This window comes from Priestia flexa (assembly GCF_021441905.1).
Lineage (GTDB): Bacteria > Bacillota > Bacilli > Bacillales > Bacillaceae_H > Priestia > Priestia flexa.
This window is the reverse complement of sequence record NZ_CP090431.1, coordinates 2,460,348-2,477,175: the sequence shown is the minus strand read 5'-3', so window position 1 is coordinate 2,477,175 and position 16,828 is coordinate 2,460,348. Positions and strand designations below refer to the sequence as shown.

Here is a 16,828-nt window from a genome sequence, read left to right as displayed (position 1 = left end):
AAATGATTCGCTCGTGGATTATATTTACGTGCTTGTTTATGACGGTGGTGTCAGAAGTTCTTCTGTCACCTTTTTACCCCCAATTTTTCACAGATTTCTTTCAGGTTAATGGCTTACAGGCAACATCCTTTTTTATTATTTGTTGTCGAATAGTCGTCATTATTATGACACCAATTTGGGGGTTGCTTTTAAAAAAGTGGAAGATTGAAAAAGTAAGCGTCTATGCTCTTGTTAGTATATCCATTTGTAAATGGATGTTGAGTGAAAGCAGCAGCTTTTCCATGTTTCTAGCTTTTTCACTTCTACTACTTGTATTTCAAAGTTGCCTATACTTACTTTATCCACACCTGGTAAGCACAAGCGAAAACAAAGAGAAAAAAGCAGCAACTTATCTCTTGGCGTTGAACGGCGGAATAATCCTAGCAAGTCTGGCTGGAAGCTTCGTCATTTCATGGGAAATGCCGCTTGTAATTTATAAATTCTTTGCGTGCATTGATTTGATTTTTGCAGCTGTTTTTGCGAGAGGAATGAGTGGATCCAAAAGAGTAAAGGACAAAGAGGAGACCGTTCGTTCCCTTTTTCCAAAATGCCTAATTGGCTATTTACTTGCTGTTTTTCTTTTTCACATCGCTCACAATATGGTGAGACCATACTTTACGATTTTTGTTTCAAGTGAATATGGAGTCGATGAATGGTTAAATGCAGTGCTTTACGTTATGCCAAGTGTCATGGCTATTGTACTAAAGTTTGTGCTGCCTCCAGGAACGTTCAAGCGCTCTAATATGATGCATGTGTTATACGGAGTATTAGCGTTTAGCTCAGTCGTATTGATCATGCAAGCTTTTACATCATCGTTAGTTTTTTTTATAATCAGCAGATGTTTATATGGGATAGGCTTCTACATTAGCCTCCTAATTATCGATCTTTATCTTTTTAAGCAAAGCAATGCGGAGACGGTTTCTTATTATAGTTGGATGCTAACGGCACAAAATGTTGGCTTGCTTTTAGCGCCGCTACTTGCGCTAATACTTGTTCAAAATGGCAAGCTACATATACCTCTTATTGGTGGTGGAATGGTATTACTGGCAGCAGTTCTATCATTTATCATGGCTCAGCAGAGGTTAAAATTCTATAAACCGGTAAAGGAGAATAAAGGATGAAAATAACAGATACGAATTTAACGGTATTTACAAAAGAGCGCTGGAATAAAGCAAATAATCAATTGCTTGCTAAAATGTTAGAGGAGTTTATGTATGAAAATATTATTACTCCACACGAGGTGAAGGTAAACGAGGAAAGCTCGTTGTATGAATGGAAAGACCCTCGTGGAATTGTCTATCGATTTGAAGCGAAAAAGCGCTTGTTTGATAGTTATGAAGTGTTAGTAGAAACAATTTATATAGAAGAAAATAATATGCTGATTAACTCTTCAAGAGCACTACAGCTATTAATTAGTCTGTCTGACCTTGATGAAATGTCGTTTTCAACAGCTGGACATTTAGCTAAAGAATATATGCATACCCTTGTGGCTGATCTTCATTTACAAGAACGTCTCAGTGCTGATGAACTAGCAAATCTTGACTACGCAGAGCTTGAAGGTGAAATGACGGGACACCCTTGGATTACATATAACAAAGGACGAATTGGTTTTAGCTATAATGACTATATGAAATTTGCTCCGGAACAAAAGCAAAAAATTCAGTTATCATGGATTGCTGTGTCGAAAACTGTGAGCTCTTTCCATTCACTCACATCACTTCAGTTCCAACAAGTAATGGAACAAGAGCTAGGTGAAAAAACAGTAGAAGTATTTGAAAATCAATTGCAGGAAAAAGGTTTACAACCAGCAGACTATTATTATCTACCTGTTCATGAATGGCAGTGGAAGAACATGATTATTCCTCTATATGCACACTATTTAGCGGAAAATCTCATTGTCCCAATGGGGGAAGGAGATGATTATTATCTTCCGCAGCAGTCAATTCGCACATTTGTTAATACAACAAATCGCAATAAATATCATGTAAAGCTACCAATGAGCATTTTAAATACGCTTGTATATCGAGGTCTTCCGAGTGAACGGACGGTTATTGCACCTCAGGTAACAAAGCATATAAAAGACATTCGCGACAATGATTCATTCTTGCGAGACATATGTAAAGTAGGCTTGTTAGGAGAAGTAGCCACTTTAAATGTAGACCATCCGACATTTGCAGCAATGAAAGATGCTCCTTATCAATATTTAGAAATGCTTGGCGTCGTGTGGAGAGAAAGTATTTATCAAGAGTTAGAAGAAGGAGAGCAAGCTATTACGCTAGCAGCACTCTTGCATGTGGACTCTAAGGGTAAAGCATTGGTATCGTCTTATATAGAACAGTCTGCCTTATCTGCTTCACAGTGGGTAGAAGCATTAATGAGCGCAACTCTTCCGCCGTTATTACATTACTTATATCAATATGGAACGGTGTTCTCACCTCATGGTCAAAATACAGTTCTTGTCTTAAAAGAAGGTAAGCCAGTCCGCATTATTATGAAAGATTTTGTTGATGACGTAAATATTAGTGATCAATCATTTAAAGAATTACAAAGTTTAACGCCCGAATTAAAAGCTGTATTGCGGAGCGAGAAACCAGATGGCTTAACACAATTTATCCTAACAGGTTTATTTATTTGTCACTTCCGTTATTTAGCGAAAGTGCTTGAAAATAAAGAAGGAATAAGTGAATATCAATTCTGGAATAGTGTTAGAAGTGAAATACTTGAATATCAAAAGCAATTTCCAGAGCTTCAAGAGCGCTTTGAACTGTTTGATTTGCTTCGTCCATCTGTGACTAAGCTCGCATTAAACCGAAATCGTATGTTCGATTACGGGTACAATGACGGTGAAGATCGACCACATGCGAGTGAACATGGGGAAGTAAGGAATGCGCTTCATGAAGTTGCAGTTATAAAACAAGTCTAAATATAAAGAGGCAGAAACATAAGTATTTTAGCTAACGAGATATCCGAACTATTAGAAGTTAACGACTTTTGATAGTTTGGGTATCTTTTTGTTCATTCCAAACACAAGTTGAAAAAACCTAGTGGAATGAAGCGTAGGACACGTAACTCCTCCCCGCGGAAAGCGAGTGTCTGCAGTGATAGGGAACAAACTGGTTATTGTAGCCTAATACTTTAAAAAAGGCATAATTCGTCTTGGAAAAGCCATCATTTCGTTATATCCCAACCTGTTTTTATGTTTTAAATGCAAGGCATCAGGTAAAAAGAGTAATGTGTAATTCGTCTGCAGAAGCATGGTTTAAATCATTTTAGGAAAACCTCATAAATAAAGAACGCAGAGAGAAAAGGTTGGTGTTAAGTAACGTGACAACATATATGATAGGTGTTGATATTGGAACAACAACAACAAAGTCAGTTTTATTTACTGCTGATGGAGAAGTGAAGGAGTCACATCATGTTGGTTATCCTCTTCATACGCCGGATGCCCTAACAGCTGAGCAGAAGCCAGATGAGATTTTTGCGGCTGTGCTATCAACAATTAAGAAAGTAATAGCCAAGGGAAAGGTTCATAAAGATAAATTAAAAGTTGTATCTTTTAGCAGCGCGATGCATAGCCTGATTGCTGTTGATAAGAGTGGTGAGCCACTTACAAATTGTATAACGTGGGCGGATAAGCGAGCGGCTACATATGCAGACAAGCTGTGTAACCAACGAATGGAGCTATATAAGCGAACGGGTATGCCTCTTCATCCTATGTCTCCTCTTGTTAAGATTAAATGGTTAAAGCATGAGCACCCCGAAATCTTTGAAAAAACAGCTAAATTTATTTCAATTAAAGAATATATATTCCATAAGTTATTTGATGAATATATAGTAGATTACTCCATTGCTTCTGCAACAGGCATGCTTAATTTAGAAACAAAACAATGGGATGAAGTCGCGTTAACAAATGCAGAAATCTCTCCTTTGCAACTATCCACGATTGTGCCAGCAACTCATGTGAGCAAAGGCATTAAAAGCGAACTTGCTCACACGCTTAAAATTAATGAAGACACTCCTTTTGTAATAGGGGCAAGCGATGGCGTATTGTCTAACTTGGGCTTAGATGCTATCGATCAAGGTGAAATTGCCATTACAATTGGCACGAGTGGAGCAATTCGAACGGTTACAAAAGAGCCTGTTCTAGATAAAGAGGGCCGAACATTTTGTTATGCATTTACCGACGATCTGTGGGTTGTAGGCGGCCCTATTAATAACGGTGGGATGATTTTACGATGGGCAAAAGATGAATTGGCCAAAAGCGAAGCTGCAGTTGCCGAACGCTTAGATGTTAACGTATATGATTTACTTACGAAAATGGCTGATACGATTCCCCCTGGAGCTGGAGGACTCATTTTTCATCCTTATTTATCAGGAGAGCGGGCTCCTTTATGGGATGCAGACGCGAGGGGTTCATTCACCGGACTGTCTCTTCATCATGGTAAGGAGCACATGATTCGCGCGGTTTTGGAAGGGATTATGTACAACTTATACACAGTGTTAGAGCCTCTTGAAGAATTAATTGGGCCTGCTCGTGAAATTAAAGCTTCAGGTGGATTTGCTCGCTCTGAAGTATGGAAGCAAATGATGGCTGACATTTTTAATGCAGAAGTAAGAATTCCAGAAAGTTTTGAAAGCTCTTGTCTTGGCGCAGCCGTACTAGGCCTTTATGCAATTGATGAAGTTGAATCGGTAAACGTTGTAGAGAAGATGGTTGGGAAAACTACACACCTAAAGCCAATTCCTGAAAATGTGGAAGTATATAAAAAAATTCTGCCCGTCTATCGAGATATTATGAATAGTATGAAGCCTCATTACGCGAAACTAGCAGAGCTTCAGCATGGAGAAGAATCGAATCCTTACTCTAAAAATAAGAATGACGCTTGATAATCGGTAGACTTTCATTATAATGATAGAATAGTCTGTACATTCAAAGAGAGAGGGAACTTTATGAAATCGCACATTGAGCAACATGTAACATCATACAAAGAAAAGTATAAAAACAGAGGTCGGTTGTTAATCAGCTGTTCAGATCAGCCTGGAATTGTGTCAGCTGTATCTACGTTTTTATTTGAACAAGGAGCAAATATCGTAGAGTCTAGTCAGCATTCAACCAATCCAGAAGGTGGAACATTTTTTATTCGTTTTGAATTTGAATGCGACCGCTTGGATGAAAAAGGATCAGCAATGGAAGAAGCTTTCCAATCAATTGCAGAATCATTTTCAATGGAAGCGAAATTTACGTACGCACATCGTTTAAAACGAACGGCGGTCTTTGTATCAAAAGAGCTACATTGTTTATTAGAACTCCTATGGGCATGGGAAAGCGGTGATTTAATGAGCGATATTGCTGTAGTCGTTAGTAATCACGAAGATGCGCGTGAAGTCGTTGAATCTTTTGGTATTCCGTTCTATCATATTCCTGCAACAAAAGAAATTCGTGCTGAAGCGGAAGCACAGCAGCTACAATTATTGAAGGACTACAACATAGATTTAATTATCTTAGCACGTTATATGCAGATTTTAACGCCGACATTTGTAGCAGAGAATCCATATCGTATCATTAATATTCATCATTCGTTCTTACCTGCTTTTATTGGTGCAAAGCCATACGAGCGAGCATACAAGCGTGGTGTTAAGTTAATTGGTGCTACCTCACACTACGTAACGGATGATCTAGACGAAGGACCCATTATTGAACAAGATATCGAACGAGTAAATCACCGAGATGATGCGGAAGAGCTGAAGAAAAAAGGACGCTTAATTGAGCGTACCGTCTTAGCAAGAGCAGTAAAGTGGCATTTAGAAGATCGAATTTTAGTTTACGGTAATCGAACAATTGTATTTAATTGATGAAAAGAGGCTGGGTCATAAGAATTTCAGCCAATGATCTATCCGAGCTATTTAAAGTTACCTACTTTTTATAGTTCGGATTTTTTGTTGGTTCGGAAAACAATTTTGAAAACAGAGTGGAATGGAGCGTAGGACATTTGAATCCTGCGGGAAAGCGAGTGTCTGTGGCGCAACCGAACGAATGTGTTCTTACAACCTACATCGTTTAGAAACAGGATGATTCGTCTCCCAGAAGGAATCAGTTCGTTATGTCCCAGCTTTTTTCTATGAGAAACCCTGCACTTTCTCATAGACATGAGAAAAAATCGCCTATACAATAGAGAAAGACTTTTGAAAAAGGAAGTGTCGGAAGTGAAACAATATCTCGACTTATGTGAACATGTATTAAAACATGGAACGAAAAAAGAAGATCGGACAGGAACAGGAACAATTAGTACATTTGGCTATCAAATGCGATTTAACCTCCAAGAAGGTTTTCCTGCTTTAACCACAAAAAAACTTCATTTAAAATCAATTATTCATGAATTATTATGGTTTTTAAGCGGTGATACAAACATCAAATATTTACAAGATAACGGTGTACGTATTTGGAACGAATGGGCTGATGAAAACGGAGAATTAGGTCCTGTCTATGGTCACCAATGGCGCTCTTGGCCAACACCAGAAGGAAGTACGATTGATCAAATCACAAATGTCATTCATCAAATTAAAAATAATCCGGATTCAAGAAGGTTGATGATAAGCGCGTGGAACGTTGCGGATGTTGATAACATGGCGCTGCCGCCATGCCATTGCTTATTCCAGTTTTACGTAGCAGACGGTAAATTATCTTGTCAGCTATATCAACGATCAGCCGATATTTTTTTAGGCGTACCTTTTAATGTTGCATCCTATGCGCTTCTGACAATGATGGTTGCGCAAGTGTGTGATTTAGAACCAGGTGATTTTGTTCATACGTTTGGTGATGTTCATATTTATACAAACCATCTTGAACAAGTAAATCTTCAGCTAACGCGTGAACCTCGCTCGCTACCAAAAATGAAGATTAATCCAGATGTCAAATCTATCTTTGACTTTAAATTTGAAGATTTCGAGCTTGTTGAGTATGATCCGCATCCTCACATTAAAGGGGCCGTTAGCGTATGATTTCGTTAATTGTAGCAATGGACAACAACTGCTTGATTGGAAAAGAAAACGATTTACCTTGGCGTTTGCCAGCTGATTTACAGTATTTCAAACAAACCACAACGGGTCACACAATTGTAATGGGGCGAAAAACGTTTGAATCAATTGGTAAACCTCTTCCAAATCGAAACAACGTTATTTTAACAGGAAATAAAGACTATCACCATGAAGGTGTAAAAGTTATTCACTCTGTTGATGAACTAGTATCGCTTGAAGGAGAAAGTGAACTGTTTGTGATTGGTGGCGCAACAGTGTATGAGCAAACTATGCATGTGGCGACTCGTTTATACGTTACGCATATCGACGAGGTGTTTGAAGGAGATACATACTTTCCTGAAATTGATTCATCTGTTTGGAGAGAAGTATCAAGAAAGCAAGGTGTTAAGGATGAAAAAAATCCTTATGCCTACTACTTTACAGTGTACGAACGTGCATAATGAAATAACTACCCATAGCAAGTGAGTATGTTTATTGATCGGGTCAATCGCAGAGCATCGGTTCAAGCTTTAAAAGATAGTGTTTGTCTACTTAAAGAGGGACATTCAATGGTCATTTTTCCAGAGGGAACACGGAGTAAAGGCAAAGGAATTGGTGAGTTTAAAAAAGGAAGTATAAGAATTGCATTAGATGCTAAGGTGCCAATTGTACCTATTGCTATTCCAGGAACATCGAACATTATGGAACAATGTAAAGTTGGATTTCAAAAAGCAGATGTAACCATACGGATTTTACCTCCAGTTACAACGCATTTAGATGCAGGAAGTGATCCAAACGTGATTCATCATCAAGTTCGTGAGCGAATTATTCAAGCTTTAAATAATCATCATCAAGTGCAATCAAAAAGCGTCTCTTAAGTGAGACGCTTTTTTTGTTCAATAAATTCCTGTAAATGATGAACTAACTGTCTGAATTCTTCTGGGTTTACAAATTGTTGTTCATTCCAATGTTGTTGGACCCACTGTGTAAGCTCAGAAGCTGAGTTAAATACTTCTCCACTTGTATCCGCATTCCTCAGCATGTATCGTCCGTTATCATCATCAATAGTTACTTCACAAGGAATGGCACTATCAATGCTTTGTAACGTATACTCCATGTTAATCACCAGCTTTCTATCTTTCTTTTTTACTGTTTACTATACTGGTGAAAATATGCTAATTAAAAAAAATCAAAAGATTAACTAAAAATAATGATTTTTCTAAATTTTATGTGATATAATGTACAAATTAAAAAAAGGTAGGAAGAGGAAGGAAGTTGGTTATGAAACAACAAGTAGATAATCGAACAAAACATGTACAGTTAGAGGACATCATGATTGCGAATCAAATGATTAAAGATGTTGTTGTACATACACCACTACAGCGCAACGATGTGCTTTCTGAGCGTTATGAATGTAATGTGTACTTGAAGCGTGAAGATCTGCAAGTCGTTCGTTCATTTAAAATTCGAGGAGCGTATAATCGAATTAAGCAATTGACAAAGCAGGAATTAGAGCATGGAATTGCGTGTGCAAGCGCCGGTAATCACGCACAGGGAGTGGCTTACGCTTGTCGCCACTTGAACATTGATGGGAAAATTTTCATGCCTAGCACTACTCCTCGACAGAAGGTCAACCAAGTTAAATTTTTAGGGAGAGACAATGTAAAGATTGTTTTAACAGGTGATACGTTCGATGATTCGTATGAAACAGCTATTCAGTGCAGTGAAGAAGAAAAAAGAACGTTTATTCACCCTTTTAACGACGTTGATGTAATTGCGGGACAAGGAACGGTTGCTGTTGAAATGTTTAACGATTGTGAAGACGAAATTGACTATGTGTTTGGAAGTATTGGGGGAGGCGGTCTAATTTCAGGTGTAGGGACTTATGTGAAAAGCATTTCTCCTAAAACAGCAGTCATTGGCGTAGAGCCAGCCGGCGCAGCTGGAATGCAAACGTCTTTTGATAGAGGAGAAGTCGTAACCCTTGAGGCCATTGACCCGTTTGTAGATGGGGCAGCCGTAAAGACTGTTGGTAGCGTATCCTATGAAATCAGCCGAGAAGTGGTTGATGATATCGTTATTGTTCCTGAAGGGAAAGTCTGTACAACCATTTTATCTCTTTATAATGAAAATGCGATTATTGCAGAGCCAGCCGGTGCGCTTTCTATTGCCGCTTTAGACTCTTATCGCGAACAAATTAAAGGTAAAACAGTGGTGTGCGTTATCAGTGGAGGGAATAATGATATTGGTCGCATGCAAGAGATCAAAGAACGTTCCATGATGTATGAAGGTTTGCAGCATTATTTTATTGTGAATTTCCCTCAGAGAGCAGGAGCACTACGAGAATTTTTAGACGAAGTGCTTGGACCAAATGATGACATTTCACGCTTTGAATATACGAAAAAAAATAACAAAGATAGCGGCCCAGCATTGGTTGGCATCGAATTAAAACATAAAGAAGATTATTATCCATTAATTAGTCGAATGGATAAAAAAGGATTTCCTTATACGGAAATTAATAAAGAAAGCAGCTTGTTCCATTTATTCATTTAAGATTGATGCAATAACCTGTAATAAAATAACAGCATTACAAAGGAATGTCTCATTGTACGTCGAATAAGATGTCTATGAGACATTTTTTCTAAAAATAAAGTAAAAATGAAAAGACAAGTAATTAGTTTACCATGTATAATAAAAGAAACGGGTAAAAAGAGGGTTGATCGCCTTGCTATTGAAAAGCCTTGAATTTAAACATGAGAATGGTCAAAAAGTAAAAATTATTGATATTCCAGTATTGGAGGAAGATAGCACATTTCGGTTTATGATCTCTGTAAAGTTAAATACCTTAATAACAGACATTATGAAGAAATCAATGCCGAAAAAAACCTACTCGTTTCAAGAATATTTAAAACGCGTGTTGAAATGGAAAGATTATGAACAGCTATTTAAGTCTGACGCATTAAAACATAATGCTTAAAGAGAAAAAGTTGACTATTCTGAATTTTTCAGCGTAGTCAACTTTTTTATGTTTTACGTGAAATAGTTGTATTATACTAGCTTAATAATAAGTACTTTAGGATATTACTGTAATCAAGTTTAGAACAATGCTATAATGAGCGCAAAGGATTTTGTAGGGGTGAACTCATGACGAAAATTAAAGTGGTAACGGATTCAACGATAGATTTAACCGTAGAGCAAGCAGCTCAATATGGTATTGAGATTGTCCCGTTATCGATTAATATTGATAATGAAACATATTTAGATCGAGTTGAAATAACGCCAAGTGATTTTATTGAAAAGATGAAAAGGTCTGATGTATTACCAAAGAGCTCCCAGCCAGCGGTTGGAGCCTTTGTTGAAGTATACGAGCGCCTAGTGAATGAAGGATACGATGTTTTATCAATTCATATGACAGGTGGTATGAGTGGTACAGTACGTTCTGCAGAAAGTGCTGCTAAGATGGTAGATGGGAATATTACCGTAGTGGATTCTATGTATATCTCAAAAGCTCTCTCTTTTCAGGTGTTTGAAGCTCTTGATATGATTCAACAAGGGTGTGAAATGAATGAAATTGTCCAACGTTTGGATGAAATTCGCCGTAATACGACGCTGTTTGTTGTAGTTGATACGTTAGAAAACTTAATAAAAGGTGGACGAATTGGTCGAGGTAAAGCGCTAATTGGTTCGCTACTAAATATTAAGCCTATTGCTTCACTTGCTGATGGTGTGTATACGCCTGTTGCAAAAGTTAGAAGTCATTCTCAAATCGTGAAATTTTTGACAAAGCAAATCGTGGAGGAAACGGCAGGTAAGCAAATTAAAGGAATCGGATTGGTGCATGCGGAAGGATTTGAACTAGCTCAAAAGCTAAGAGAATCGATAATTGCTGCCTGTGGCTATGAAGATTTTACAATTGAAGAAACAACACCTGTTATTTCTACTCATACAGGAGTTGGTGCGATTGGATTTATGTACTTTGCTGAATAAACTGAAAGTGATCTGTCTGGTGAGCAGGTCACTTTTTTGTTGGAAAAATCATATAGACTTCAACGTTAATAGTGGTGAAAAGATGTTATAATAGTGAGAAAGTAACCATCGTATGTTTAGCAAAAATTTCTATATGGAGTGCAAACATGAGAAATTATATTCGAAACTTAAGCGTGTTTAACAAAACTGTTTTGTTCTCCACGTTAATTGTTATTATTGTTGGAGTTGGGACAGCTTCGGTTAGCTACTATCTCCAAAACGTAACGACCAAGCAGCTACTCACTCAGAATGCACTAACGACAACAAAGCTTTGGAAAGAGACGTTATCTCCTAATGAGATTACGCAATTTGTTAAGGCAGAAGATTTACCTAGCTCTTTAGCTCGAACAGGGATAGAGAAACAGTTTGAGCGTATTTATAAAGCAAGTCCAGAATATTTACAAGGTCATCTATTTACAGTAGAACCTTATGAAAATCATGGATTTAAAATAGTTGTTACTGCTAATCAAAAGGTGCGTCAACAGCTTAAACCTTCCATGATCTATTATGGCGAAAAAGAGTTTTATACCCATTTTATGAAAGCGAAAACAGAAAAAACGGAAGCGGTAACAGATACATATACGGATCAGTTTGGCACGTGGATTACTGCCTTTTCTCCCATTTTAAATGAAAAAGGCGAAGTCATTGCTATGCTTGTAATTGATGTTGATGCTAGCGTAATGACAACCTATCAGCAGCGCTTGTTTTCGTTACTATTTATTGCTCTTGTTTTTCTATTTACGATTATTATTTTTATTCAAGATTGGGGTCTACGCGTAGTTATGGCTCCTCTTAAAGAACTAGTAGAAGGTATTAAATCGGTTAGTCATGGTAACTTTCAAGTTAAATTGCAGCAGAAAGATGCTTCAGAAATCGGTCAAATCAGCCAGCAGTTTAATGTAATGACCCAAAGGTTACAGCATTTGTTTCAGCAGGTTGCTGCTACAAAAGAGCAGTTAGCAGTAAAACAACCGAGTTTGGAGTCTAGTGGAGACTTGGAAAAAGCTTTGGATGAGCTTGAAATTATTATGGAACGAACGAAACTTCAAAAGGAGCTTCAGCGTGCAGAAAAGATGAATGCAATTGGTCAGCTAGCTGCATCTGTCGCACATGAAATTCGAAACCCGATGACCGTGGTAAAAGGTTTTTTACAGCTGTTTCAAGATAACCAAAAGCTAACAAAAGCAGAGTTAGGTTATATTCATTTAATGATTAGCGAAATGGATCGAGCTGAGGTTATTATTAATGATTATTTATCCTTAGCACGTCCAGGGGTAAAAGAAGTAGATATCATTGACTGCATCCTAAGCGTAACAAGTTTAGTAGATTTATTATCTTCATATGCACTGTTAACAAGCAATATTGAAATTGAAATTCAAACGAATCAGTTAGCATACGTTCGAGGCAATAAGAATGAATTTAACCAAGTACTTCTCAACATTATGAAAAATGGTATTGAAGCTATGCAAGATGGTGGAAAGCTTTCTGTGTCTATTGATGTAAAAGATAATCAAGTTCATATTGCAATTAAAGATACTGGTGAAGGAATGACCCAACAAGAGTTAGAGAGACTAGGAACAGCTTTTTACTCATTAAAAGAAAAAGGGACAGGGATTGGGTTAATGGTATCATACCAAATTGTAGAAGAAATGAGAGGCAAGATTACTGTTGAAAGTGAGAAAGGAAAAGGATCTACGTTTATTGTTTCAATACCAGCATATAAAACGTAAAACATTGTATCGGGGGGGAAAATATTGAAAAACAACAATCAAAAGCTTATGCTGCTGTGTTTGGTTTTAGTTATCGTTTTAGCAGCTTGTGGCTCACAAATTAAAGACCCTTTAAACTGGAAGCTCAATTCTTTTATTTATACAAATCAGGAGAATAAAGAAGTTAGCCTAGATGATCTTAAGGGGAAGGTCTGGGTCTCTAACTTTATTTTTACCAACTGTGAAACGGTTTGTCCACCAATGACTGCTCATATGGCTAAGCTTCAGAAAATGGTGAAAGAAGAGGGACTCGATGCCAACTTTATTTCTTTTAGCGTAGATCCTGAAAACGATTCACCCGATAAACTGAAGGAGTTTGCCGCAAAATTTAATGCGGACCTTTCGAATTGGCACTTTCTAACGGGTTATGCACAACAAGAAATCGAAAAATTTGCGTTGGACCAATTTAAAGCTGTTGTTAAAAAGCCAGAAAATGATCCGCAAGTTATCCATGCTACAACTTTTTATTTAATCGACAAAGAAGGTACCGTTATGAAGTCTTATAGTGGTGTGGGAGATACTCCGTATGACGAAATTATTAAAGATATGAAAACGTTAAGTAAGTAAAAAGAAGGTATCTATGAGTTAAAAGTTATATTTTAATTCATGGTTACCTTTTTTTAGAATAAACATTCTTATCCATTTTTCTACATATACTATAGACATGGGAAAGACCTTCCTTGACAATGTATGTTACTATATAAAGATATATAAATGCGCTATAGTAAATCTAGTCAAGTAAGGCGACAACTAGAATACAGCATAGTAAGTAGGTGTTGTGATGAAAAAATGGAGAAAAATAATCGTGGCAAGCGTGTGCTCTGTCACTTTAGCTAGCTGTTCTCAGCCTACCTTTCTTGTCAATCAAGAAGACGTTGTAGATCAAAAAGAAGTGCAGCTTACAGAAAAGGAACAAATACCAAAGGGCTTTTTCCCTGTGGAATTAGAAGCTGTTGCGATAGGTGATTCGTTAACGGAAGGTATAGGAGATGAATCCAAAAAAGGTGGATACGTACCTTTTATTGAACAGTATATTGCCAAGCAAAACGAAGTGGAAAATGTAACAATTTCTAACCTGGGTAAAAAAGGAAACCGTACGGACCAGCTGTTGGCAAGATTAAAGGATCCATCAATTGCGAGCAAAGTTTCAAGAGCAGATATGATTTATGTTACAATTGGCGGTAACGACGTAATGAAAGTTGTGAGAGACTATTTTTACGATATTTCAATTAAAACATTTGAAACAGAAAAATCAAAATATGAAAAACGTTTAAATGAGGTTTTTCAACGAATTCGAAAGCTAAATCCAAATGCACATATTTACTTAATAGGATTTTATAATCCATTTTTTAAAACGCTAAGCGATATGAAAGAGATTAATGTTGTAATTGATGAATGGAACCAAGCAAGTCAACAAGTAGCAATGAATTATGAAAACGTAACATATGTTAAAATTGATGATGTCTTTTACGATTCTTCTGACAATCTTTTAGGAAAAGATGAGTTTCATCCTAATAAAAAAGGGTATGAATTAATGGCGGAACGTATTAGCAATGCAATGGAAGAAGAAGATCCTTTATTGGGACAAAACAAAGAGAAAGTACGGGAAGAAGAACTGAACGGAAACGAGTAAGGAGCTTATGAAATGAAGAAGTGGAAATGGTTATTTATTGGATTATTAAGCGTTAACCTTCTCTTAGTGGTTATAATCATTGGTCTTATTTTTCAACCGGCCGATGAAGTAACACCGCTGAAGTCTGGTGAAATAGAGGGAGATGCTGAACTAACGATTTTAGCTAAAAAAGAAGATTTAAATATACTTATTGATAAATACTTAAAAAGAGAGCTTAATAATCAGCCTCTTAATTACGATATCACGCTAACAGATGTTGTGCAGCTAGACGGAACCATCGAGGTTTTTGGGGATGATATTGATATTCGAATGACCTTTACTCCTGAAGTGCAAGATAATGGAGATATTGTTCTTGAACAAGAAACACTATCGATTGGGAAAATCCAGCTCCCGGTAAAAACAGTACTTCGCTATGTTAATAATAATTTTAACCTTCCTGAATGGGTGACAATTGATCCGAAGAGCGAGTCTGTATATGTGGCTCTTCAAGAGATGGAGCTTCAAACAGATTTTAATGTGAAAGTTGAGAAGTTTGACTTAGAAAATGATGATATACGAGTCAAGTTAATTTCAAAGAAAGAATAGCAAAAAAGCTCTCAGTAATAGTTTATTACTGAGAGCTTTTTTGTGTTAGCGATCTTGTGAAATTAAGGCTTCTAATGCAGGATTTCCTTGTGCGTAGCCGACAGCATAAACGGTATAAGCTCGGTTTGGACGCAGGCTGAGAGGTGGGATAGATAAAACAACATCATCTGTTCCTGCTATGCGTACATCAAGCTGTACAAACATTGGAGATAATCCTAGATATTTAGTAATTTCTTTAAACGTAACGTCAGAAAAGATCACGTCTCCACCCCGAGCAGCAATATCAACTGCTGGTGCATCAGGAGACAAATGAATAAACCTCATTTTTGTTTCGCCATCTGGAACTTTACTATCATCATAAATAAAAAGTAATTCTAGCTCATTTAAATTATTTACGGCAGCAACCGTATATTTTTGGTTCCCTTCAAACGTAAACGACTTTGTGAGTAAAGGTTTTTCGGTTTGGCCAGCAGGATAAATTGAGATTGTGTAGCGACCCGGGTCCCCTAACGGTAAATAATCTGTTTCTTGTTTGTAAGTGAGATTTCTAATAACACGTCGGCCATTTAAATAAATATCGACGGACGGTGCATCGGGAGAAGCGTGGAAAATTCTAGCCATTGGTTTAGCTATTCGTGACCCTTGTGCATTTTTACCTGCTAAAATTGCTTGCTGCACATAATATAAATGCTTTTCGTAATAAGCAATGTGACGGGAAGGATCGCTATATTTATAGTAGTTTGATAAAAAATCATATTTCATTGCTTTTTTAATGTATTGGTCAAATGAATAATTAGCCATGCGTTCAGCTCCTCTGTTTTACGGAGTAGGAAAAAGATGTCTATACGTAACCAAACATATGCTAAAACTCATAAATTATGCTGTAAAACAATTGACCAACTTTCATCTTGCTTTTAATTGAATAGAATGAAGCATAACCGTTAATGAATAATGGTTATAGGCAAAAGAGGTGAAGAGGATGAAGTTGTTTTATGAGAAGATGCTCAAAATCATGCTCATTGGATTTGGGTTCATTCTTCTATTACTGCATTTCATTGTCTTATCATTTTAGTTACTAATTTACGAAAAGGGGTGACTGCATTATGAAAGGAAGCGTGTGGTTCACCGTCTTTCGGTATGTACTTGTGTGTTATGCTGTTGTTTTCACCCTCATTGTCGCGAGTTTACTGCCGGCTCTCTTTGGATTTACTGTAACCTTACAGCAAGAAAATGGACCAGGAATTCCTAGTGGATCAGTGGTTGTGTTTCAGTCATCACAAGATATAGATACCGAAGGAGTTGTACTAGTTAATCAACAAGATGCATTAGTAGTAATGAAAGCGAATAACCACTTGCCCGATGAAAGCATAATGGGAGTGTATTCTTATCATCTTCCATATGTAGGCTTCCTACTTACAATCATGAAGCAGCACTGGGCCGTTTTTTTATTTGTAACACTTTTTTGTTTTATTCTTCTTGGAACAAAGAGCTTACAGACGAAAAAAGGAGAGTGAAAATGGGTATTCGCACATACACATCGCATTTTCAAAACATAAAGTAACAATGTGCTAAACGAATATCACGAATGAGGAGAGATTGCTATGTATAATTATGGTTGTTATGATCAATGTCAATATCCGGTTGGGGGGTATCACCACCACTGTGGGTCAGGAAATTCATTTGCATTAATTCTTGTGCTGTTTATTTTATTAGTTATTATTGGATGCAGCTACATCTGCTAGTTTATTTAAAGAGCTCTTTT

18 protein-coding genes are annotated in these 16,828 nt (G+C 37.1%); 16 read left to right on the top strand and 2 right to left on the bottom strand.

What is annotated here, in order from left to right:
- Nucleotides 1–2: 2 nt before the first annotated feature.
- The 7 genes from LZP85_RS12790 to LZP85_RS12760 all read left to right on the top strand — a co-directional run bounded on the left by LZP85_RS12790 (nucleotide 3) and on the right by LZP85_RS12760 (nucleotide 7,931).
- The gene (locus LZP85_RS12790; RefSeq protein ID WP_234561737.1) at nucleotides 3–1,160 is read left to right on the top strand and encodes an MFS transporter; all 1,158 of its coding nucleotides are present in this window, start codon (nucleotides 3–5) and stop codon (nucleotides 1,158–1,160) included.
- Entirely contained in the window at nucleotides 1,157–2,962 is a 1,806-nt protein-coding gene (locus tag LZP85_RS12785) for an IucA/IucC family protein (protein ID WP_119542832.1), read from the top strand. Before LZP85_RS12790 ends, LZP85_RS12785 begins: the two co-directional genes overlap by 4 nt.
- 413 nt (nucleotides 2,963–3,375) lie before the next feature.
- Nucleotides 3,376–4,926 (top strand): gluconokinase, encoded by a 1,551-nt coding sequence (gntK, locus tag LZP85_RS12780; RefSeq protein ID WP_119542835.1) that lies wholly within the window; start codon nucleotides 3,376–3,378, stop codon nucleotides 4,924–4,926.
- Between the two features lie 63 nt (nucleotides 4,927–4,989).
- A complete protein-coding gene (gene purU, locus LZP85_RS12775; protein ID WP_025908304.1) occupies nucleotides 4,990–5,892 on the top strand; it encodes a formyltetrahydrofolate deformylase in 903 nt (300 codons plus the stop codon).
- A 351-nt stretch (nucleotides 5,893–6,243) separates the two neighbouring features.
- Complete coding sequence (locus LZP85_RS12770) at nucleotides 6,244–7,038, top strand: thymidylate synthase (RefSeq protein ID WP_206833566.1); 795 nt, start codon at nucleotides 6,244–6,246, stop codon at nucleotides 7,036–7,038.
- A complete protein-coding gene (locus LZP85_RS12765; protein WP_025908306.1) occupies nucleotides 7,035–7,514 on the top strand; it encodes a dihydrofolate reductase in 480 nt (159 codons plus the stop codon). The genes LZP85_RS12770 and LZP85_RS12765 overlap by 4 nt, the downstream gene beginning before the upstream one ends.
- Nucleotides 7,515–7,541: 27 nt before the next feature.
- Nucleotides 7,542–7,931 carry a lysophospholipid acyltransferase family protein gene (locus LZP85_RS12760; RefSeq protein WP_119542830.1) on the top strand — a complete coding sequence of 130 codons (390 nt, stop codon included), beginning with the start codon at nucleotides 7,542–7,544 and terminating at the stop codon, nucleotides 7,929–7,931.
- Here the strand turns inward: LZP85_RS12760 and LZP85_RS12755 are convergent.
- Nucleotides 7,928–8,170 carry a hypothetical protein gene (locus tag LZP85_RS12755; protein WP_119542829.1) on the bottom strand — a complete coding sequence of 81 codons (243 nt, stop codon included), beginning with the start codon at nucleotides 8,168–8,170 and terminating at the stop codon, nucleotides 7,928–7,930. The two genes, LZP85_RS12760 and LZP85_RS12755, sit on opposite strands and share 4 nt — an antisense overlap.
- A gap of 164 nt (nucleotides 8,171–8,334) precedes the next feature.
- On the opposite strand from LZP85_RS12755, the gene ilvA reads away from it, so the two are divergent.
- From ilvA to LZP85_RS12720, 7 genes are all read left to right on the top strand, one after another.
- Nucleotides 8,335–9,606: a threonine ammonia-lyase IlvA gene (gene ilvA, locus LZP85_RS12750; protein WP_119542828.1), complete on the top strand. Its 1,272-nt coding sequence runs from the start codon at nucleotides 8,335–8,337 to the stop codon at nucleotides 9,604–9,606.
- A gap of 172 nt (nucleotides 9,607–9,778) precedes the next feature.
- Nucleotides 9,779–10,030, top strand: coding sequence for a DUF2535 family protein (locus LZP85_RS12745; RefSeq protein WP_025908502.1), 252 nt, complete (start codon nucleotides 9,779–9,781; stop codon nucleotides 10,028–10,030).
- A 167-nt stretch (nucleotides 10,031–10,197) separates the two neighbouring features.
- Nucleotides 10,198–11,040: a DegV family protein gene (locus LZP85_RS12740; protein WP_119542827.1), complete on the top strand. Its 843-nt coding sequence runs from the start codon at nucleotides 10,198–10,200 to the stop codon at nucleotides 11,038–11,040.
- Between the two features lie 146 nt (nucleotides 11,041–11,186).
- Nucleotides 11,187–12,809 (top strand): ATP-binding protein, encoded by a 1,623-nt coding sequence (locus tag LZP85_RS12735; protein WP_119542826.1) that lies wholly within the window; start codon nucleotides 11,187–11,189, stop codon nucleotides 12,807–12,809.
- Nucleotides 12,810–12,857: 48 nt separating this feature from the next.
- Complete coding sequence (locus LZP85_RS12730; RefSeq protein WP_078990521.1) at nucleotides 12,858–13,415, top strand: SCO family protein; 558 nt, start codon at nucleotides 12,858–12,860, stop codon at nucleotides 13,413–13,415.
- Between the two features lie 214 nt (nucleotides 13,416–13,629).
- Nucleotides 13,630–14,481 (top strand): GDSL-type esterase/lipase family protein, encoded by an 852-nt coding sequence (locus LZP85_RS12725; RefSeq protein ID WP_119542825.1) that lies wholly within the window; start codon nucleotides 13,630–13,632, stop codon nucleotides 14,479–14,481.
- 12 nt (nucleotides 14,482–14,493) lie between these two features.
- Nucleotides 14,494–15,066, top strand: a complete 573-nt coding sequence (locus tag LZP85_RS12720) for a YpmS family protein (RefSeq protein ID WP_119542824.1) — start codon at nucleotides 14,494–14,496, stop codon at nucleotides 15,064–15,066.
- A gap of 45 nt (nucleotides 15,067–15,111) precedes the next feature.
- On the opposite strand, the gene LZP85_RS12715 is transcribed toward LZP85_RS12720, so the two are convergent.
- Nucleotides 15,112–15,867 (bottom strand): DUF4397 domain-containing protein, encoded by a 756-nt coding sequence (locus LZP85_RS12715; RefSeq protein ID WP_119542823.1) that lies wholly within the window; start codon nucleotides 15,865–15,867, stop codon nucleotides 15,112–15,114.
- Between the two features lie 302 nt (nucleotides 15,868–16,169).
- Here LZP85_RS12715 and LZP85_RS12710 point away from each other — a divergent pair, with 302 nt between their 5' ends.
- The gene (locus LZP85_RS12710; RefSeq protein WP_119542822.1) at nucleotides 16,170–16,580 is read left to right on the top strand and encodes a hypothetical protein; all 411 of its coding nucleotides are present in this window, start codon (nucleotides 16,170–16,172) and stop codon (nucleotides 16,578–16,580) included.
- Between the two features lie 87 nt (nucleotides 16,581–16,667).
- Nucleotides 16,668–16,808 carry a YjcZ family sporulation protein gene (locus LZP85_RS12705; RefSeq protein WP_119542821.1) on the top strand — a complete coding sequence of 47 codons (141 nt, stop codon included), beginning with the start codon at nucleotides 16,668–16,670 and terminating at the stop codon, nucleotides 16,806–16,808.
- The last annotated feature ends 20 nt before the right edge of the window (nucleotides 16,809–16,828 follow it).

Excerpts from the sequence above, each read along its gene's own strand:
- ilvA (WP_119542828.1), top strand. The coding sequence starts at position 8,335 with ATGAAACAACAAGTAGATAATCGAACAAAACATGTACAGTTAGAGGAC.
- LZP85_RS12755 (WP_119542829.1), bottom strand. The coding sequence starts at position 8,170 with ATGGAGTATACGTTACAAAGCATTGATAGTGCCATTCCTTGTGAAGTA.
- LZP85_RS12710 (WP_119542822.1), top strand. The coding sequence starts at position 16,170 with ATGAAAGGAAGCGTGTGGTTCACCGTCTTTCGGTATGTACTTGTGTGT.
- LZP85_RS12790 (WP_234561737.1), top strand. The coding sequence starts at position 3 with ATGATTCGCTCGTGGATTATATTTACGTGCTTGTTTATGACGGTGGTG.
- LZP85_RS12715 (WP_119542823.1), bottom strand. The coding sequence starts at position 15,867 with ATGGCTAATTATTCATTTGACCAATACATTAAAAAAGCAATGAAATAT.
- LZP85_RS12740 (WP_119542827.1), top strand. The coding sequence starts at position 10,198 with ATGACGAAAATTAAAGTGGTAACGGATTCAACGATAGATTTAACCGTA.
- LZP85_RS12735 (WP_119542826.1), top strand. The coding sequence starts at position 11,187 with ATGAGAAATTATATTCGAAACTTAAGCGTGTTTAACAAAACTGTTTTG.
- LZP85_RS12705 (WP_119542821.1), top strand. The coding sequence starts at position 16,668 with ATGTATAATTATGGTTGTTATGATCAATGTCAATATCCGGTTGGGGGG.
- LZP85_RS12785 (WP_119542832.1), top strand. The coding sequence starts at position 1,157 with ATGAAAATAACAGATACGAATTTAACGGTATTTACAAAAGAGCGCTGG.
- LZP85_RS12765 (WP_025908306.1), top strand. The coding sequence starts at position 7,035 with ATGATTTCGTTAATTGTAGCAATGGACAACAACTGCTTGATTGGAAAA.
- LZP85_RS12760 (WP_119542830.1), top strand. The coding sequence starts at position 7,542 with ATGTTTATTGATCGGGTCAATCGCAGAGCATCGGTTCAAGCTTTAAAA.
- purU (WP_025908304.1), top strand. The coding sequence starts at position 4,990 with ATGAAATCGCACATTGAGCAACATGTAACATCATACAAAGAAAAGTAT.
- LZP85_RS12730 (WP_078990521.1), top strand. The coding sequence starts at position 12,858 with ATGCTGCTGTGTTTGGTTTTAGTTATCGTTTTAGCAGCTTGTGGCTCA.
- LZP85_RS12725 (WP_119542825.1), top strand. The coding sequence starts at position 13,630 with ATGAAAAAATGGAGAAAAATAATCGTGGCAAGCGTGTGCTCTGTCACT.
- gntK (WP_119542835.1), top strand. The coding sequence starts at position 3,376 with ATGATAGGTGTTGATATTGGAACAACAACAACAAAGTCAGTTTTATTT.
- LZP85_RS12720 (WP_119542824.1), top strand. The coding sequence starts at position 14,494 with ATGAAGAAGTGGAAATGGTTATTTATTGGATTATTAAGCGTTAACCTT.